Source organism: Promicromonospora alba (assembly GCF_042654905.1).
GTDB lineage: Bacteria > Actinomycetota > Actinomycetes > Actinomycetales > Cellulomonadaceae > Promicromonospora > Promicromonospora alba.
Window position 1 is genome coordinate 53266 of sequence record NZ_JBHSFI010000009.1, and the last position, 15632, is coordinate 68897.

The window sequence follows — 15632 nt, forward strand, 5'->3', positions numbered from 1 at the left end:
CACGGGGCCGGGCCGGGCGAGGACTGGGCGCAATAACAGCGGGCCCCAGGCGACGAGCGACCCTATGGTCGGGCCATGACGATGCCGGAGATAGCTCCTGTTGAGACCTGGCTCGCCGTCACGCGGGAGGACGGCGAGACCGTTGGCTACCTCGAACCGCTGACCGACGACTACGCCGACGTGCTGCCGCGCAACCGTCTCGGCCATGCCGTCGGCGAGGCCCAGGACTATCACGCGGCCGAGGAACTCGTGCTCGAACGCGGCCTGGGCGAGCTGGCGGAGTACTGGTTGCTCGACGGCGAGGGTCCTGAGCTCACGGTCATCGAGCTCTCGCCCGAAGGGATAGTGCTGCGCGACGCGTTCCTGTCCAAGTCGCTGTCGCCCACGAAGCGGGTGCATGTCCCGTGGCCGGACACGGCGACACGCCTCCGCCGAGCCCCGGCTAGGTAGGGCGCCCCGACGAGGCCGAGACAGAACCACGCCGAGATAGAACTGGGGCGAGACAGAACCGCAGGTGCTGCGGTTCTATCTCGCCCCAGTTCTATCTCGGCGTGGTGGCCGGGTCAGGCGGTCCGGAGAAGCTCCGCGACCCGGACCGTGCGCTGTCGCGCCACCATGATGGTCGTGACGGCCAGGCCTGCGATGCCCCACAGGACCACCGAGGCGATCACCAGGCCAACGCTTCCCGTGCCGGGTTCGACGAGGCGGCCCAGGCCGACGATCGCGGGACCGACCGGCAGGAACGCCGCCAGGCCTTCGAGCACGCCCGGCACCGTCGACACGACACCCGTCGCGATGACGAGCACGGCGATCAGCAGGCTGATCCCCCGGCCGACGTGTCCGAGCGCCGCTGCGAGCGCCTGGTTGACCGCGACGAAGGCGATCGAGATCAGTGCGCCGACGCCCATGGTCGCCGCCCATCCACCGGCGTCGAGGTCCTCGATCCCGGCCAGGACGGCGCCCGCCGCGAGGCCGGTAGCCAGTCCGACCGCCGCCGGGATGGCGAACGTCCCGAGCACGAGCCGCAGCGCACCGCGGGTCGACCCACGTGCGTGCAGCGGGACCGGCGAGAAGACGGTCATCAGCGCGAGCGCGCCGAGCCATAGTGCCAGAACCGCGAACATCGGGCCCGTCGCACCGGTGTCGAGGTCGGTGACCTCGCCGTCCGTGGCGACCGGGTCGGCCACCACGGAGGCGAGCGACTTGCGCTCGTGCTCCGTGTAGGACGGGATCTCCTCGGTGGCCTGCCCCAGACCCTTCGACAGGTCCGTCGCTCCGCCGGCCAGCTCGCCGACGCCGTCGGCCAGGCCGTCTACGCCCGTCGCGAGCTGGCTGGTGCCGGTCTCCAGCTCACCGACACCGTTGGCGAGCTCCGTCGCACCGGACGCGATGCCGCCGGCTCCGCCGGACAGCTCACGTGCGCCGGACGCAAGACCGGAGGCACCGGAGGCGAGCTGCGACGAACCGCCGGCCAGTTGGGTCGCGCCGGACGCGACCTGTGCCGAGCCGGACTCCAGCTGACCGAGGCCGTCTGCAAGTTCCTGACTGCCTGTCGACAGGCCCTTTGCACCGCTTGCGAGGCCATCGACACCCGCGGCGACCTGGTTTATGCCCTCCGACGTCTGGGAGGCTCCCGCGGCAAGTCCGTAGAGGCTCTCCTCGCTCCCGTCGGACATCGCGGCGAGCCCGTGCTCGACGGTCCCCGCGTCGACAGGAAGGTCCGAATACTTGGCGAGTGTTGCGCACAGCTCCGCGACCTGGACCGCGAGAAGCGGGTCAGCACAGACCTTCCCGGTCTCGGTGGCCAGGGCGACGGCTCCCTTGGAAGCATCAGCCGCATGGCCGGCAAGAAACTTCGCACCGTCCGCGGCCTTCTTCGCGCCCGCAGCGAGCTGGGCGGATCCGTCAGCCAGACCCGAGGCACCTGTGGAGAGCTCGGCAGCACCGACAGAAAGCTGCCCTGCACCGCTGGCCAGCTTGTCCGCTCCCCGTGCGCTCTGTCCCACGCCGTCCGCCACCTGGTTGGCTCCGTCCGCGAGACCAGAGGCACCGGAAGCCAGTCCGGCCACACCGGCCGAAACCTGGTCCGCACCCGCGGCCCACTGGTTCGCGCCCGTGGCCCACTGCCCGACGCCGCCGGCCAAGCTGTTCACGCCGTCGCCGACCCCGGCCACACCCGCCGAGGTCTGGTGTGCCCCGTCGGCCAGCTTCTCTGCGCCCTTGCCCGCCTCGTTCGCGCCGTCGGCGAGCTGGTCGGCGCCGTCGGCGGCCTTGCCGAGCTCTTCCGAGAGCGTGGAGAAGCCGACGAGGACGTTGTCCACGTAGGTCTCGGTGAGGGTGCTGCCGAGCACGCCGGTGGCGGTCTGCGCCACGATCTGCGCGAGGGCGTCGTCGAGCACGCGGCCGTTGGCCGGGGTCGCGACGTCGATGGTGGCCTGGCGTGCCTTCGTCGGGTCGTCGCCGCCGAACGACGTCGCCGCGGCGGAGAAGCCCTCGGGGATGGTCACGACGGCGGCGTACGTACCGTCGGCGAGGCCGTCGGCAGCGCCTGCCTCGTCCGTGATCTGCCAGTCGTAGCTCGCGTCCGACGCGGGCACCGCCGTCGCCTCTCCGGCCTTGGCGTCCGCGGTCTCACCGCCGCTCACCAGACCCGCGGCGAGCTGACGGCCGAGCGGAACGGTCTGACCGTTCACCTTGACCGGCTCGTCGAGGTTCACGATCGCTGCCTTGACGGTGTCCAGCCGGTCCTGCGGGTTCCACAGGGCGGAGATCAGCAGCCCCAGGATCATCAGCGGTAGAAGCGCCACGGCGACTGCGCGCCACGGGTTGCGGAACGGCTCGGGCCGCAGCCATCTCGTTGCGGTGCTCATGCCCGCACCTCCTGCTCTGTCACGTTGATCGGCTGGTCACGTTCTGTACTGAAGGAATCGGCGCGCGCGGTCGCACTGACGTCCAGCACCGGGGTGCCGGACGGCGCGAGGTCGGTCGCCGCTGATCCCGTCGAGCCGAGCAGCACCGCGACGCCCGCACGCTGCGCGCCGGCCACCGCCTGCGCCAGCTCGGCCCGCGCCGTCAGGTCGCCCACCGTCTCGGTGGCATCCACGACGAGCACTCGGGGCTTGTCCCGCAGAGCCCGGCGGACCGCCTCGGCGGGGTGTCCGCCCTCGGCGGCCGAATCGATGACCGCCACGTTGTGCCGCACCGACGACGCTCGCTCGGGCAGCACCAGCCCGGCGGTCTTCGCCACGCCCCCGGTCACGCGGAGCCGGCCGGACACCGCGAGCAGGAAGGCGCTGACCGGCGCGGTGGCGTCACCGCGGACGAGCAGCGTGCCGCCGTCGGGCACCCGGACGCTCACCGGGCCGACGATCAGGCCGGACCGGCTACTGACCTCGAGGTCTCCGGTGGCGACCGCGTAGGTAGCACCCGGCTCGGGCCAGTCCGCGAGCGACAGCTCGCGGGCCAGGCCCTCACCCTCGACGTCGAACGACGGCAGCACCCGGTCGAGCCACTTCGGCATGTACCAGGCCTTCTCTCCCAGCAGCGCGAGGACCGCCGGGACGAAGATCATGCGCACGACGAACGCGTCAACGGCCACACCGACGGCGAGGCCCAGGGCGATCGGCTTGATGTTCATGTCACCGTGCGGGACGAACGCCACGAAGACCGCGATCATGATGATCGCCGCGGCGGTGACGACCTTCGCCGAGCTCTGGAACCCGGTGGTGATCGCGTGCTTGGCACTGCCGCCGTGCACGTAGTCCTCGCGCATGCGGGACACGAGGAAGACCTCGTAGTCCATGGCAAGCCCGAACAGGATGCCCATGAGCACGATCGGCATGAAGCTGATGACCGGCCCGGAGCGGGTCACGTTGAGCGCCTCCGCGAAGACGCCGTGCTCGAACACGAGCGAGACGACACCGAACGCGGCGCCCACGGAGAACAGGTAGCCGATGGTCGCCTTGAGGGGCACCGCGATCGAGCGGAACACCATGGTCAGCAGGATCAGCGACAGGCCGACGACCACCAGGGCGAACGGCAGCAGGGCGTTACCGAGCTTGTCCGACACGTCGATGCCGACCGCCGTGAAGCCGGTGACGGAGAGGTCCACGCCGTACTCGTCGAGGAAGTGGTCGTGCTGCGCGCGGATCTCGCGCACCAGGTCCTCGGTCGCGGCGGACGTCGGGCCGCCCTCGGGGATCACCTGGATGATGCCGGTGTCCGCGGTCTGGTTCGGCGTCGACAGCGGCACATCGGCCACGCCCGGCAGGTCCTCGATCTCTGCCCCGATGTCGTCCATCAACGCTACCGGGTCGGTGCTGGTCACGATGGAGCCGGTGACGATCAGCGGTCCGTTGAAGCCGTCACCGAAGTGCTCGGAGACCAGGTCGTACGTCACGCGCGCCGGGTCCTCCTTGGCCATCACGCCCGCGTCCGGGAGCGCGAGGCGCAGGTCCGTCGCTGGGAAGCTGAGCGCCCCCATGGCGACGATGACCAGCACGACGGTCAGCGCCGGGACCTTGGTCACGAGCCGGACCCAGCCGGCGAAGAAGCGGTTCGGCTTCTGCTCCGGCGCGGTCATGACGTCCGCACGGCGGCGGGTGACCTCCGGCTCGTCGCCTGCCGCGACGGCGGCAGCGGCTGCCTTGGCGGCAGCCCGCCGGGCCCGGCGCGAGGGCTTGGGCCGCAGCCGCTCCCCCGCGAACCCGAGCAGCGCCGGCAGCAGCGTGAGGGACACCAGCACGGTGATGCCCACCGTCACGGCCGCCGCGACGCCCATGGTGGTGAGGAACGGGATACCCGCCACACCGAGGCCGACCAGCGCGATCATCACGGTGAGGCCCGCGAACACGACCGCGGAACCCGCGGTCCCGGTCGCCCGGGCTATCGACTCGTCGACCCCGAGCCCCCTGCCGAGCTGTTCTCGGTGCCGGGACACGATGAACAGCGCGTAGTCGATACCGACCGCCAGGCCGAGCATCACGGCCAGGAGCGGCGTCGTCGAGTTGATCGGGCCGAGCGCGGTAGCCGCGAACAGCAGCCCCATCGAGATGACGACGCCGAGCAGCGCGTTGAGCAGCGGCAGGCCCGCGGCCACGAGGGAGCCGAGCGTCAGCACCAGCACCACGAGCGCGACCAGCAGGCCGATGCCCTCGGTAAGCGTCATCTTGGGGAGCTCCGACGAGAACAGCTGCCCACCCAGGTGCGCCTCCGCGCCGTCAGGCAGGGCCTGCGCGAGCGCGTCGGCCTCTTCGTGCAACGCATCCTTGGTCGCGTCGGTGATGGACCCCTGGTCACCGTCGAGCTGGATCGTGAGGAGCGTGGCCTGCTCGTCCTCGGAGATCGACGCCGGCATCTGCTTGTCGTACGGCGAGGTGACCACCTCGACCTGCGAGACGTCCTCGAGCGCCTCGACGCCGTCGGTGATGGCCGCGCGCATCGGCTCGTCCTTGATGGACCCGCCCTCGGGCGCGACCACTATCACCTGTGCGGAGGCGCCGCTGACCTGGGGGAACGTCGTCGCGAGGCGGTCGAGCGCCTCCTGCGACTCGGTACCCGGGATGGTCACCGCGTTGTCGAGGCCCTGCTGGAGCAGGCCGGCCGCGCCGCCCACGAGGAGGAGCACAACGACCCATCCCGCGACGACGAGCCGACGAGCGCGGACGGCCCATCGGCCGAGTGAATAGAGAACGGAGGACACGCAGGCTCCAGGGGCAGAGGTGGAACGAAGGAGGCGGTTCGATGCACCACTGTATCCGATACATGAGTGCATCCAATACACGGATGTATTGATAGACTGGTCACTTGACACCCCAAGGAGCTTCTGTGACATCTGAGCGCGCCAGCGACGTCGGCCCCGGGTCGCCCGTCGAGCGTGCGTTCGCGGCGGCCCTGACTCCCCGTCGCGAACGGACCCGCGAGCGCCTGCTCGACGCCGCCTTCACCGTCTTCGCACGGCACGGCATCCGTGGCGCGTCCATCGAGGCCGTCTGCGAGGCCGCCGGGTTCACCCGGGGCGCCTTCTACTCGAACTTCAGCAGCAAGGAGGAGCTGTTCCTCGCGCTCGCCGAGCGGGCGATGCGCAGGCAGCTCACCTCGCTGGATACCGTGGGCAAGGATCTGGAGCCGGATCTCGTCCGCGACGGCGCCGTGGACTACGACGCGATCCGCAGCATCCTCTCGGTCGTGGTCACGGACCCGGGTGACGCACGACAGTGGGCGCTGATGCGCGCCGAGCTGGAGCTGCTGGCGATGCGGGACCCCGCGGTCGGCCGGCCGTTCCTCGCCCAGGAGGAGAGGCTCCGCGCGGAGCTGGGTGCGGCGATCAGCCGGATCCTGGACAGCTGCGGCCTGCGGTTCAAGGTCGGCGAGCGCACGGCCGTGGATCTCTTGCTCAGCATCTACGAGTCGTCGGCCCGCGCCGCCGTGGCCGCGTACCCCACGCCGGAGGACGGCGATGCCGCACCCGACACCGCCGTCCTGACCGAGCTCGTCAACCTCCTGGTGACGACCGCCGACTGAGCGCGGTGCTCACCAGTGGGCGTTCGCCGCGAGCTCCAGTGCGATCTCCTGCCACCACTGCCCGGCCGCGGGGCCGCCGTTGCACGCGCCGTCCGACTCGCCCGGCAGCTTGACCCACAGCAGCGCATCGAGAGCGGTGCCGTCCTCCACGAAACGGGGCCGCTCGCCCAGGGCACGACCGCGCGGGTTGCACCACTCGCCGTTGGAGCCGTTGCCGTTGCGCGACGTGTCGATCACGTAGGGACGCCCGCCCACCTGCGACGACACCTGCTCGGCGTAGGCCTGGGTGTTCGCCGTCGTCTGGTAGTTCGACGTGTTGAGCGCGAAGCCGACGGCGTCCGTGAAACCGATGAGCTGCAGCCGCCGCGCGGCCTCGCTCGGGCTCAGCCACCCGGAGTGCCCCGCGTCGATGTAGACGCGCGCACCAGCGTCCGCCAGCGATGCCGCCGCGTACCGCAGGTAGCCGACGCGGTCACCCTGACCGTCGCAGTCGCCGAGCTGAGCCAGCGCGTCCGGTTCGAGGACCACTACCGGGTTGCCCACGATCCCGGACGCCACCGTGTCCACCCACCGCGCGTACTCGCTCTCGGGCACGCCACCGCCCGAGTGGTTGCCGCAGTCGCGGCCCGGGATGGCGTACACGGTGAGGACGCCGGTCTGCCCGGCGGCCGCCGCGCGGCCCGTGTAGTCCGCGACCTGCTGGCGGGTCTGGTCGGCGCCCGCCCAGTCGCCGATCCAGTACGACTGCGGCGTCAGGGCGATCTTGGCCAGCAGATCCCTGTTCGTCCCGCTCGCCGCCTGCCACGCGGCGTACGCCTGGGTGGTGGGGTCCACGTAGAGGTCCGTCGCCGCGGGGGATGCCCCGAGACTGGTCACACCGAGGCTGGTCACGCCGGCCGTGGCGCTCTGCGATGCCGCGATGGTGCCGGCTGTCATGAGGGCGAGGGCAGCGGCCAGGGCCGCCGTTCGGGTACGACGTCGTACGCGAGACATGGCGCTCTCCGTTCGGTCGGGTTCAGCCCGGCCGTCCGGCCGAGGTGTACCCCTGTGACGCTAGGAAGCACCGGGTTGTCCCGGTAGCACGCGAATCGTTTAGGCGGTGGTCGAGCTTGGCGGGACCTGGGTCTCGACAAGCTCGACCACCGAGGAGGGCTCGACCACCGAAGCGGCCTCGGCCATCGAAGAGGCGAGGTCAGGCGAGGGCTTCGTCCACCAGCGTCTTCGCGGCCTCCTGCACCTCGGCGAGGTGCTCGGCGGACACGAACGACTCCGCATAGATCTTGTACACGTCCTCGGTGCCGCTCGGCCGCGCGGCGAACCAGGCGTCTGCCGTCGTGACCTTGAGCCCGCCGATCTTCGCGCCGTTGCCGGGCGCCTCGGTGAGCTTCGCCGTGATCTCCTGCCCGGCCAGCGTGGTGGAGGTGACGTCCGACGGCGACAGCGCGCCGAGCCGGGCCTTCTGCTCGCGCGTGGCGGCGGCGTCGACCCGGGCGTACCAGCTCTCCCCGTAGCGCTCGACCTGCGACGCGTGATGCTCGGACGGCGACTTGCCGGTGGCCGCCAGGATCTCCGAGGCGAGCAGCGCGAGCAGGAGCCCGTCCTTGTCCGTGGACCATACCCGGCCGTCCTTGCGCAGGAACGAGGCGCCGGCGGACTCCTCGCCGCCGAACCCGACCTCCCCGGAGAGCAGGCCCGGGACGAACCACTTGAAGCCGACCGGCACCTCCACGAGACGGCGATTCAGCCCGCCCGCCACCCGGTCGATCAGCGCGGACGACACGAGGGTCTTGCCGATCGCCGCGCCGCTGGGCCAGCTCGGCCGGTTTCCGCCGTAGAGGTACTCGATGGCCACCGCGAGGAAGTGGTTGGGGTTCATGAGGCCGTCGGCCGTGACGATGCCGTGCCGGTCCGAGTCGGCATCGTTCCCGGTGGCGATGTCGAACGGCACCTGTCCGCCGACGCCGGTCCCGCTCATCTTCTCCACCAGCGACGCCATCGCGTAGGGCGAGCTGCAGTCCATCCGGATCTTGCCGTCCCAGTCGAGCGTCATGAACGCCCAGCGGGGGTCGACCTGCGGGTTCACGACCGTCAGGTCGAGGTCGTACCGTTCGGCGATCGCGCCCCAGTACTCGACCGAGGCCCCGCCCAGCGGATCGGCGCCGATACGCACGCCGGACGCACGGATGATGTCCAGGTCCAGCACGCTCGCCAGGTCGTCCACGTACGACGACAGGTAGTCGTGTCGGTGAGTCAGCTCGGAGGCGAGTGCCGTCTCCAAGGACACGCGCTTCACCTGCCCGACGCCGGTGCGCAGGATCTCGTTGGCCCGGTCCGCGATCCACCCGGTCGCGTCGGAGCCGGCGGGCCCGCCGTGCGGCGGGTTGTACTTGAACCCGCCGTCCCGGGGCGGGTTGTGCGACGGCGTCACCACTATCCCGTCCGCGAGACCGGCACCGGCGGCCGCCAGGCCCGGCGTCCCCTCGGCGAACCGCGTCTGGTTGTGCAGCAGGATCGACTGGCTGACGGCGGGGGTCGGCGTCCAGGAGTCGCGCGCATCGACCATGACGTCGACGTCGGCGGCTGCGAGCACCTCCAGCGCCGTCTGCCAGGCCGGCTGGGACAGCGCATGCGTGTCGCGGCCGATGAACAGGGGCCCGTCGGTGCCCTGAGCACGTCGGTACTCCACGATCGCGGCCGTGATCGCCACGATGTGCGCCTCGTTGAAGGCGTGGTCCAGGCTCGACCCGCGGTGGCCCGAGGTACCGAACGCCACCTGCTGCCCAGGGTCGTCCGGGTCCGGCGAGAGGTCGTAGTAGGCGCCCACCACCTGGTCGACGTCGATGAGGTCGCTGGGCTGGGCGGGAGTTCCGGCACGCGCATCCATGCAGCCGATACTGCCAGGTACCGGGCAGGTCCGTCGCCGCCGGAGCGCCGGCGGCACCGTCGTAGGCTGGAGCCATGTTCCAGCCGATGCTGCCCGAGGTTCCCTCGGTCCACCCCACCGAGCTCGACCCGACCTCTCCCGTGCCCGACGGGTCCGTGCTCCTGGACGTCCGCGAGCAGGACGAGTGGGACGCCGGCCATGCCCCCGGCGCCGTGCACATCCCGCTGGGCGACCTGCCCGCGCGGTACGGCGAGCTGGACGCCGACTCGCAGGTCCTGGTCATGTGCCACTCCGGCGGACGCTCCGCACGTGCCACGCAGTGGCTCAACGAAGCGGTGGGCTTCGAGGCGACCAACCTCGACGGCGGCATCGTCGCGTGGCAGGGCGTCGGGCTACCTGTCGAGCGCTGAGACCCGGCTCGCCTGGAGTCCGGGACGGGGCCTGCTCGGCGGGACGACGCCTATCGGGTGCCGCGTGGCCGGCTCGGCCCGGTCTCGTTCCAGACCCGGTCCAGCGCCGTGACGACATAGGTGTAGTCGGTACCGGATGCGGCCGACGTGTCGAGCCACGACTGGACGCGCCCGCCGGCTGAGCGAAACGTCCCGACGAGGTGCGCCGGGTCGTCGATGTCCACGGAGCCGACGGATCCGGTCACGCGGTACACCGCGAACGACGTAGCCCTGGCGGACCTGGTGCCGATGTCCGCCAGATGGATCCGGACGCCGTCGCGCACCCTGCGCACGTTCCCGAGCACCGGGGCGACGACGGCCTCCGCCGGCAGGTGCGGCATCGGCGGCACGAGAGCCGGGCGCCGGTAGTGGTCCGCGACGACCTTCGACATCCCGCCCTGTGCGTCGAGCGGCACGTGCTTGGCCGAGTAGTAGACGTTGCCGTGGATCGGCCCGACGTCCCGGCTGACCTCGCGGCACAGGTCGATGTGGTTGGTCATCTCGGCCGGGTCCGTGAAGACCCCGCTCGTCATCTTGTACAGGCCCTCGCCGATGTAGAGCTGCGTGCCGGACTGCGCGGCGACCTCTGCCCACCACGGGACAAGAGCCGCGTAGTCGGCGACCGCGAGCCCGATCTGCCAGTAGATCTGCGGGTTGACGTAGTCGAGCCAGCCCTCGAGCACCCACTTGCGGGTGTCGGCGAACTGGTCGTCATACGACTGGGAGCCCCCGGTGTCCGAACCCAGCGGGTCGGTGCCGGCGTTCCGCCAGATGCCGAACGGGCTGATCCCGAACTTCACCCAGGGCTTGGCCTCCTTGATCCGGCCGCTCATGGTCTCGACGAAGCGGTCCACGTTCGCGCGGCGCCAGTCCTCGACGGAGTCGAAGTCCTTGCCGTACTGCTCGTACGTCCCGGCGTCGGGCAGCGTCTGGCCGGCCACCGGGTACGGGTAGAAGTAGTCGTCGAAGTGGACGCCGTCGATGTCGTAATTCTCGACCGCATGCAGGATCGCGCGCTGAATATGCTCCTGCGCCTCGGGGACGCCCGGGTCGAAGTAGAGCTTGCCGCCGTACGCCCACACCCAGTCCGGGTGCTGCCGCGCCGGGTGGTCCGCGACCAGCTGCGCCGGGTCGGTCTGCATCGACACCCGGTACGGGTTGAACCAGGCGTGCAGCTCGATGTTGCGCTTGTGCGCCTCCTCGACCATGAACGCGAGCGGGTCGTAGCCCGGGTCCTGGCCCTGCGTACCGGTGAGGTACTGCGACCACGGCTCGTACGGGCTGTCGTAGAACGCGTCGGCCGTGGGCCGCACCTGCACGAACACGGCGTTCAGCCGGTTCTCCTCAGCGACGTCGAGCCAGTGCAGGAACTCGTCCTTCTGGGCAGCAGCGGAGAGCCCGCTCGCCGAAGGCCAGTCGATGTTGGCCACCGAGGCGATCCACATGGCGCGCAGCTCGCGCTTCAGGCTCAGGGCCGACGACGGCTCCGGCGTGGCGTTGCCCGTCAGCGCGGGAGCGCCGAGCGCCGTGGCCGGGTCGAGCGCCGCGATGGTGACGCTGATCGCGGCTGCCGCCGTGCCCGCCGCCGCCATCGTGAGGAACTCACGGCGACCGATCCCCGACATCACCCCCGACAGCTTTGCCGGCGGAAGCGACGTGGTGCGCGCATAGGCGGGCATCGGTGTCGCCTCGCGGCGGGCGGGGTGCCTCACGTACTTGACCTCCGGTAATGGCTGCTGGGGGTTGGTGCCGTGGTGCGTCGTGTTGTGTTGTCTCGTCGTCCTGCTAAGTTGGCCGGCGCCGATCCGGGAAACACTGAGGTGACGAACAATGCCACCGGGCGGCGCCGTGAGGAAACTCTCGCACATGTCGCGTCGGATGTGAAGTTTGCAGCGTGATCGAGATTGTGAAACTTACTTTCGCCGCTCGCAGGCGCGACCGCGTGCCTCAGTCCGACACAGGCTGCAGCAGCAGGTCGTCGTACCCGGGTGCGTGCTTCTTCACGTAGGAGCGGATGTAGGGGCACAGCGCGACGACCTTCCCGCCCGCCTCGCGCACCATGCCGAGCGAGGCCTTCGCGAGCTGCCCGGCGAAGCCGCGGCCCTCGTACTCCTCGAACACCTCGGTGTGCACGAAGACGACGGCACCGCGATCGATCTCGTAGGCGGCGAAGCCGGCCAGAGCTCCGTCCACGCTCACCTCGAAACGGGACTTCTCGGGGTTGTCGGCGACTGTCACCAGCGGTTCATCGGTCATGGAGCAATCGTGTGCCATCGGGGCCGCCGTCTGCCACCCTGTTCGTCGCTCGGCGGAAACTGGCTGCCCACGAGAAACAGCCGGACCAGTGTCAGTGGTCGATGGGACACTCGATCCGTGCCACAGACCGCTGCCTCGCCCCGCTCCAACCCCTACGCAGCGGTGCTCCGCACGCCCGGAACGCTCAGGTTCTCCGCGGCCGGAGCGCTCGCTCGCCTGCCGATGTCGATGGTCGGGATCGGTGCCGTCCTGATGGTGCAGGGGCTGTACGACAGCTACGCCATGGCGGGCCGGGTCGCGGCGGTCCTGGGGCTGGCGCAGGCGTTCCTCGCCCCGCAGATCGCGCGCTGGGTCGACCGGCGCGGTCAGCGGACGGTCCTGCTGCCCGCACTCGTCGTGTCGGTGATCGGCCTGGGCGGCCTCATCACGGCCGCCGTGCTCGGCGCGCCCGAATGGGTGCTGTGGCCGTTCGCCGCGCTCGCCGGCGGCACCCAGGGTTCGTACGGCTCGATGGTCCGGGCGCGCTGGAACCATGCACTCGACGACCCGCGCCGTCTGCATACCGCGTACTCGCTGGAGTCCTCGATCGACGACCTGGTCTACATAGTCGGCCCGGTGCTCGCCACGACGCTCGCGACGGCGGTCGCGGCGCCGTCGGCTCTGGTGCTCGCCGGGGTGGCGGCACTGGTGGGCGGCCTGCTGTTCCTGATGCAGCGCGCCACGGAGCCGCCGGTCGTGGTGCCCGATGCCGAGGAACGGCACCGCCCGGTCGTCCTGATCCCCGGCATGCCCGTGATGGTGCTGATCTTCGTGGCCATGGGCGTGATCTTCGGCTCCGTGGAGGTCACCACGGTGGCGTTCGCCGAGGAGCTGGGCAGCAAGGGCCTGTCCGGGGTCGTGCTGGCGGTCTTCGCGCTGGGTTCGTTGGTCGCCGGGCTTGCCTACGGCGCTCGGCACTTCACCAGCCCAGCGGCGCGCCGGTTCGTGATCGGCATGGCCGCGCTCGGCCTGGGCGTGTCCCTGGTCCTCCTGGCGCACTCGCTGTGGACGCTGGCCGCCGCGATGTTCGTGGCCGGCCTCGCTATCGCGCCGACCATCATCACCGGCAACGGGCTGGTGCAGGACATGGTCGGTAGGCACCAGCTCACCGAAGCGCTGACCTGGGTGGGCACCTCGATCGGCATCGGCACCTCGCTGGGCGCTTCGATCGCCGGAGCGCGTGTGGACGACGCAGGGGCGGCCGCGGGCTTCCTCGTCACCGTCGGCGCGGGCTGGTTCGCGACGCTCCTGACCCTCGCCGCGAGCCGAACGCTCCGGCGGCAGTCGGCAGCGAGACAGCGAGGCTGAGGAGCTCGGCGGTACTTCACCCCGTTCGACGCCCGGCCGCAACGGTCCCCCTGATACGTTGCATCCGACTTTTCCAAATCTTCACGAACGGACCCGGGATGCTCGTCTTCATCATCATCGGTCTTCTCGGGCTCGCGCTGGCGGTCGCCTCGCTCCTGCTCGGTGACTTCATCGACCTGGCCGACGGCGCCCTCTCGGGCACCGCGCTGGGCGCCGGCGGGATGCTGTTCGGCGCGACCGGCATGGTGGTGCTGTCGTCCGGACTGGAGCCGTGGGTCGCCTACCCGGCCGGGCTCGTGGTCGGCATCCTGGTGATCGTCCTCGTCAACGTGCTGCTCAAGCGCCTCAAGGCCGGCGACGACGGCACGCCCGTCTCCCTCGTGGGCACCCAGGGCTCCGTCACGTCCGACGTCGACCGCGGCCACGGCGAGGTGTCCCTCGACGCCGCCACCGAGCTCGAGACCCGGCTCGCGTTCTCCGACGAGCCCATCGAGCAGGGCACGCGGATCGTCGTCGTCGAGCAGCACGGTGCGCGCGTCAAGGTCGAGCCGGTGCGCTGAGCCGCGCCGCGCACCCGCCGTCCGCCGCCTTAATCCCTGCACAACCACATACCCGGCCGGGACCGCCTACGGGCCTGGCCGACGCACCCCCAGGAGCAACATGGAAATGACCGGTCAGCTAGCTGGCATCATCGCCGTAGTGGCAGGTGTGCTCGCGATCTTCCTCGTCCTCGCGTTCATCGCGAGCCGCATCCGGCGCGTGCCGCCGAACGAGGCCCTGATCATCGTGGGCCGCGGCGCGGGCAAGTCCGAGGCGCAGATGGCGAGCCAGCGCGTCGTCGTCGGCGGCAGGGCGTTCGTGTGGCCGGTGCTGCAGCAGGGCTTCGCGATCTCCCTGGAGCAGCGCCAGATCGGCATCACCGTCGAGGGCGTCGACAAGAACCGCATCAAGATCGCCATCAAGGCGTCGATCAACTTCAAGGTGCGGGGTGACGAGGAGGGCGTCCGGCGGGCGGCCCAGCGCTTCCTGTCCCAGCAGCACCTGCTGACCGAGATCATCAAGGAGTCCCTCGAGGGCTCCCTCCGGTCGATCGTCGGCGACATGACGATCGAGCAGATCATCTCGGACCGCAAGGGTCTGTCGGACCGCGTGGTGCAGTCCACCAAGACCGATCTCTCCGAGCAGGGTCTCCAGGTCGACCTGCTGAACATCTCCGACATCTCGACCCCGGGATCGGACTACCTCGCGAACCTCGGTCGCGCCGAGGCCGCCAACGCCCGTCAGCTCGCCGAGGTGTCCGAGGCGGAGGCCAACCGCGCCGCGGAGTTCGCCGTGATCGAGGCGGCCGAGCAGATCGCCGTGCGTAAGAAGGCCCTCGACCTCAAGAAGGCCACCATCAAGGCCGAGACGGACCGGGCCAACGCCGAGGCCGACGCCGCCGGCCAGCTCGCCCGCGCCGAGCAGGACCGGCTCGTGGCCCAGCAGGAGCGCGAGGCCATGGCCGAGAAGGCGCGCGTGGAGCAGGAGCGGCTCGACATCGAGGTCCGCAAGCCCGCCGAGGCCCAGGCCTACGCGGAGGTCCAGGGCGCCAACGCCCGTCGTGACGCCAACAACGCGGCCACGGAGGCCGAGGCGTTTAAGCGCACCACCATCGCCGAGGCGAACAAGACGGCCGCGCTGCAGGACGCCGAGGCGTCCGCCGAGTCGGTGCGCCGCGCCGGTGAGGCCGAGCGCGACAAGCAGGTCGCGCTGGCCGCCGGTGTCGAGGCCGAGGGCCGGGCGCGCGCCATCGCCATCGAGGCACAGGGCCTCGCCGAGGCCACCTCCATCGACGCCAAGGCCGAGGCGCTGCGCAAGTACGGTGAGGCCGCACTCGTGCAGGAGCTCATCGAGCGTCTGCCCGACATCGTCCGCGCCGCCGCCGAGCCGATCTCCTCGATCCAGGGCATGACCGTCATCTCCACGGACGGTGCCTCCGCGATCACGAAGAACGTGGCGTCGGTGCTCGGTGAGGGCCAGGGTGTCATCAAGCAGCTGACGGGCGTGGACATCCACCAGCTCATCTCGAACCTGGCGGCGGCCCCCGCCAACGGCAGCCCCGCCGAGAAGAGCTGACCCACCGACCTAACAGTTGAGTGCTGGGTATTTGTGGGATCGAACGCTTCAATCCCACA

At 70.6% G+C, this 15632-nt stretch carries 12 protein-coding genes; 6 read left to right on the forward strand and 6 right to left on the reverse strand.

Going from position 1 to position 15632, the window contains the following annotated elements; translation table 11 throughout:
• The first annotated feature begins 75 nt into the window (after positions 1 to 75).
• Positions 76 to 450 (forward strand): hypothetical protein, encoded by a 375-nt coding sequence (locus ACFO6V_RS25705; protein WP_377141322.1) that lies wholly within the window; start codon positions 76 to 78, stop codon positions 448 to 450.
• Positions 451 to 563: 113 nt separating this feature from the next.
• Here ACFO6V_RS25705 and ACFO6V_RS25710 read toward each other — a convergent pair whose 3' ends face one another.
• Both ACFO6V_RS25710 and ACFO6V_RS25715 read right to left on the reverse strand, forming a co-directional pair.
• Positions 564 to 2870 carry a hypothetical protein gene (locus tag ACFO6V_RS25710; protein ID WP_377141325.1) on the reverse strand — a complete coding sequence of 769 codons (2307 nt, stop codon included), beginning with the start codon at positions 2868 to 2870 and terminating at the stop codon, positions 564 to 566.
• Positions 2867 to 5701: an MMPL family transporter gene (locus ACFO6V_RS25715; RefSeq protein WP_377141328.1), complete on the reverse strand. Its 2835-nt coding sequence runs from the start codon at positions 5699 to 5701 to the stop codon at positions 2867 to 2869. Before ACFO6V_RS25715 ends, ACFO6V_RS25710 begins: the two co-directional genes overlap by 4 nt.
• A gap of 125 nt (positions 5702 to 5826) precedes the next feature.
• Between ACFO6V_RS25715 and ACFO6V_RS25720 the strand changes: the two genes are divergently transcribed.
• Complete coding sequence (locus ACFO6V_RS25720; RefSeq protein WP_377141331.1) at positions 5827 to 6522, forward strand: TetR/AcrR family transcriptional regulator; 696 nt, start codon at positions 5827 to 5829, stop codon at positions 6520 to 6522.
• Positions 6523 to 6531: 9 nt separating this feature from the next.
• Here the strand turns inward: ACFO6V_RS25720 and ACFO6V_RS25725 are convergent, their stop codons facing one another.
• Together ACFO6V_RS25725 and pgm are read right to left on the reverse strand one after the other, a co-directional pair.
• The gene (locus tag ACFO6V_RS25725; protein ID WP_377141334.1) at positions 6532 to 7515 is read right to left on the reverse strand and encodes a glycoside hydrolase family 6 protein; all 984 of its coding nucleotides are present in this window, start codon (positions 7513 to 7515) and stop codon (positions 6532 to 6534) included.
• Positions 7516 to 7714: 199 nt separating this feature from the next.
• Positions 7715 to 9406, reverse strand: coding sequence for a phosphoglucomutase (alpha-D-glucose-1,6-bisphosphate-dependent) (gene pgm / locus ACFO6V_RS25730; protein ID WP_377141337.1), 1692 nt, complete (start codon positions 9404 to 9406; stop codon positions 7715 to 7717).
• A gap of 74 nt (positions 9407 to 9480) precedes the next feature.
• Between pgm and ACFO6V_RS25735 the strand changes: the two genes are divergently transcribed.
• Entirely contained in the window at positions 9481 to 9816 is a 336-nt protein-coding gene (locus ACFO6V_RS25735) for a rhodanese-like domain-containing protein (RefSeq protein WP_377141340.1), read from the forward strand.
• A gap of 50 nt (positions 9817 to 9866) precedes the next feature.
• Here the strand turns inward: ACFO6V_RS25735 and ACFO6V_RS25740 are convergent, their stop codons facing one another.
• Together ACFO6V_RS25740 and ACFO6V_RS25745 are read right to left on the reverse strand one after the other, a co-directional pair.
• The gene (locus tag ACFO6V_RS25740) at positions 9867 to 11567 is read right to left on the reverse strand and encodes a glycoside hydrolase family 10-like protein (RefSeq protein WP_377141343.1); all 1701 of its coding nucleotides are present in this window, start codon (positions 11565 to 11567) and stop codon (positions 9867 to 9869) included.
• Positions 11568 to 11802: 235 nt separating this feature from the next.
• Entirely contained in the window at positions 11803 to 12111 is a 309-nt protein-coding gene (locus ACFO6V_RS25745) for a GNAT family N-acetyltransferase (protein WP_377141346.1), read from the reverse strand.
• Positions 12112 to 12228: 117 nt separating this feature from the next.
• Here ACFO6V_RS25745 and ACFO6V_RS25750 point away from each other — a divergent pair, with 117 nt between their 5' ends.
• From ACFO6V_RS25750 to ACFO6V_RS25760, 3 genes are all read left to right on the forward strand, one after another.
• Complete coding sequence (locus ACFO6V_RS25750; RefSeq protein WP_377141349.1) at positions 12229 to 13458, forward strand: MFS transporter; 1230 nt, start codon at positions 12229 to 12231, stop codon at positions 13456 to 13458.
• A gap of 98 nt (positions 13459 to 13556) precedes the next feature.
• Positions 13557 to 14018, forward strand: a complete 462-nt coding sequence (locus ACFO6V_RS25755) for an NfeD family protein (RefSeq protein ID WP_377141352.1) — start codon at positions 13557 to 13559, stop codon at positions 14016 to 14018.
• Positions 14019 to 14118: 100 nt separating this feature from the next.
• Positions 14119 to 15573: a flotillin family protein gene (locus ACFO6V_RS25760; protein ID WP_377141355.1), complete on the forward strand. Its 1455-nt coding sequence runs from the start codon at positions 14119 to 14121 to the stop codon at positions 15571 to 15573.
• Positions 15574 to 15632: the final 59 nt, after the last annotated feature.

Coding starts and splice junctions, on each gene's coding strand:
- ACFO6V_RS25755 (WP_377141352.1), top strand. CDS start 13,557: ATGCTCGTCTTCATCATCATCGGTCTTCTCGGGCTCGCGCTGGCGGTC.
- ACFO6V_RS25725 (WP_377141334.1), bottom strand. CDS start 7,515: ATGTCTCGCGTACGACGTCGTACCCGAACGGCGGCCCTGGCCGCTGCC.
- ACFO6V_RS25705 (WP_377141322.1), top strand. CDS start 76: ATGACGATGCCGGAGATAGCTCCTGTTGAGACCTGGCTCGCCGTCACG.
- pgm (WP_377141337.1), bottom strand. CDS start 9,406: ATGGATGCGCGTGCCGGAACTCCCGCCCAGCCCAGCGACCTCATCGAC.
- ACFO6V_RS25745 (WP_377141346.1), bottom strand. CDS start 12,111: ATGACCGATGAACCGCTGGTGACAGTCGCCGACAACCCCGAGAAGTCC.
- ACFO6V_RS25735 (WP_377141340.1), top strand. CDS start 9,481: ATGTTCCAGCCGATGCTGCCCGAGGTTCCCTCGGTCCACCCCACCGAG.
- ACFO6V_RS25760 (WP_377141355.1), top strand. CDS start 14,119: ATGGAAATGACCGGTCAGCTAGCTGGCATCATCGCCGTAGTGGCAGGT.
- ACFO6V_RS25710 (WP_377141325.1), bottom strand. CDS start 2,870: ATGAGCACCGCAACGAGATGGCTGCGGCCCGAGCCGTTCCGCAACCCG.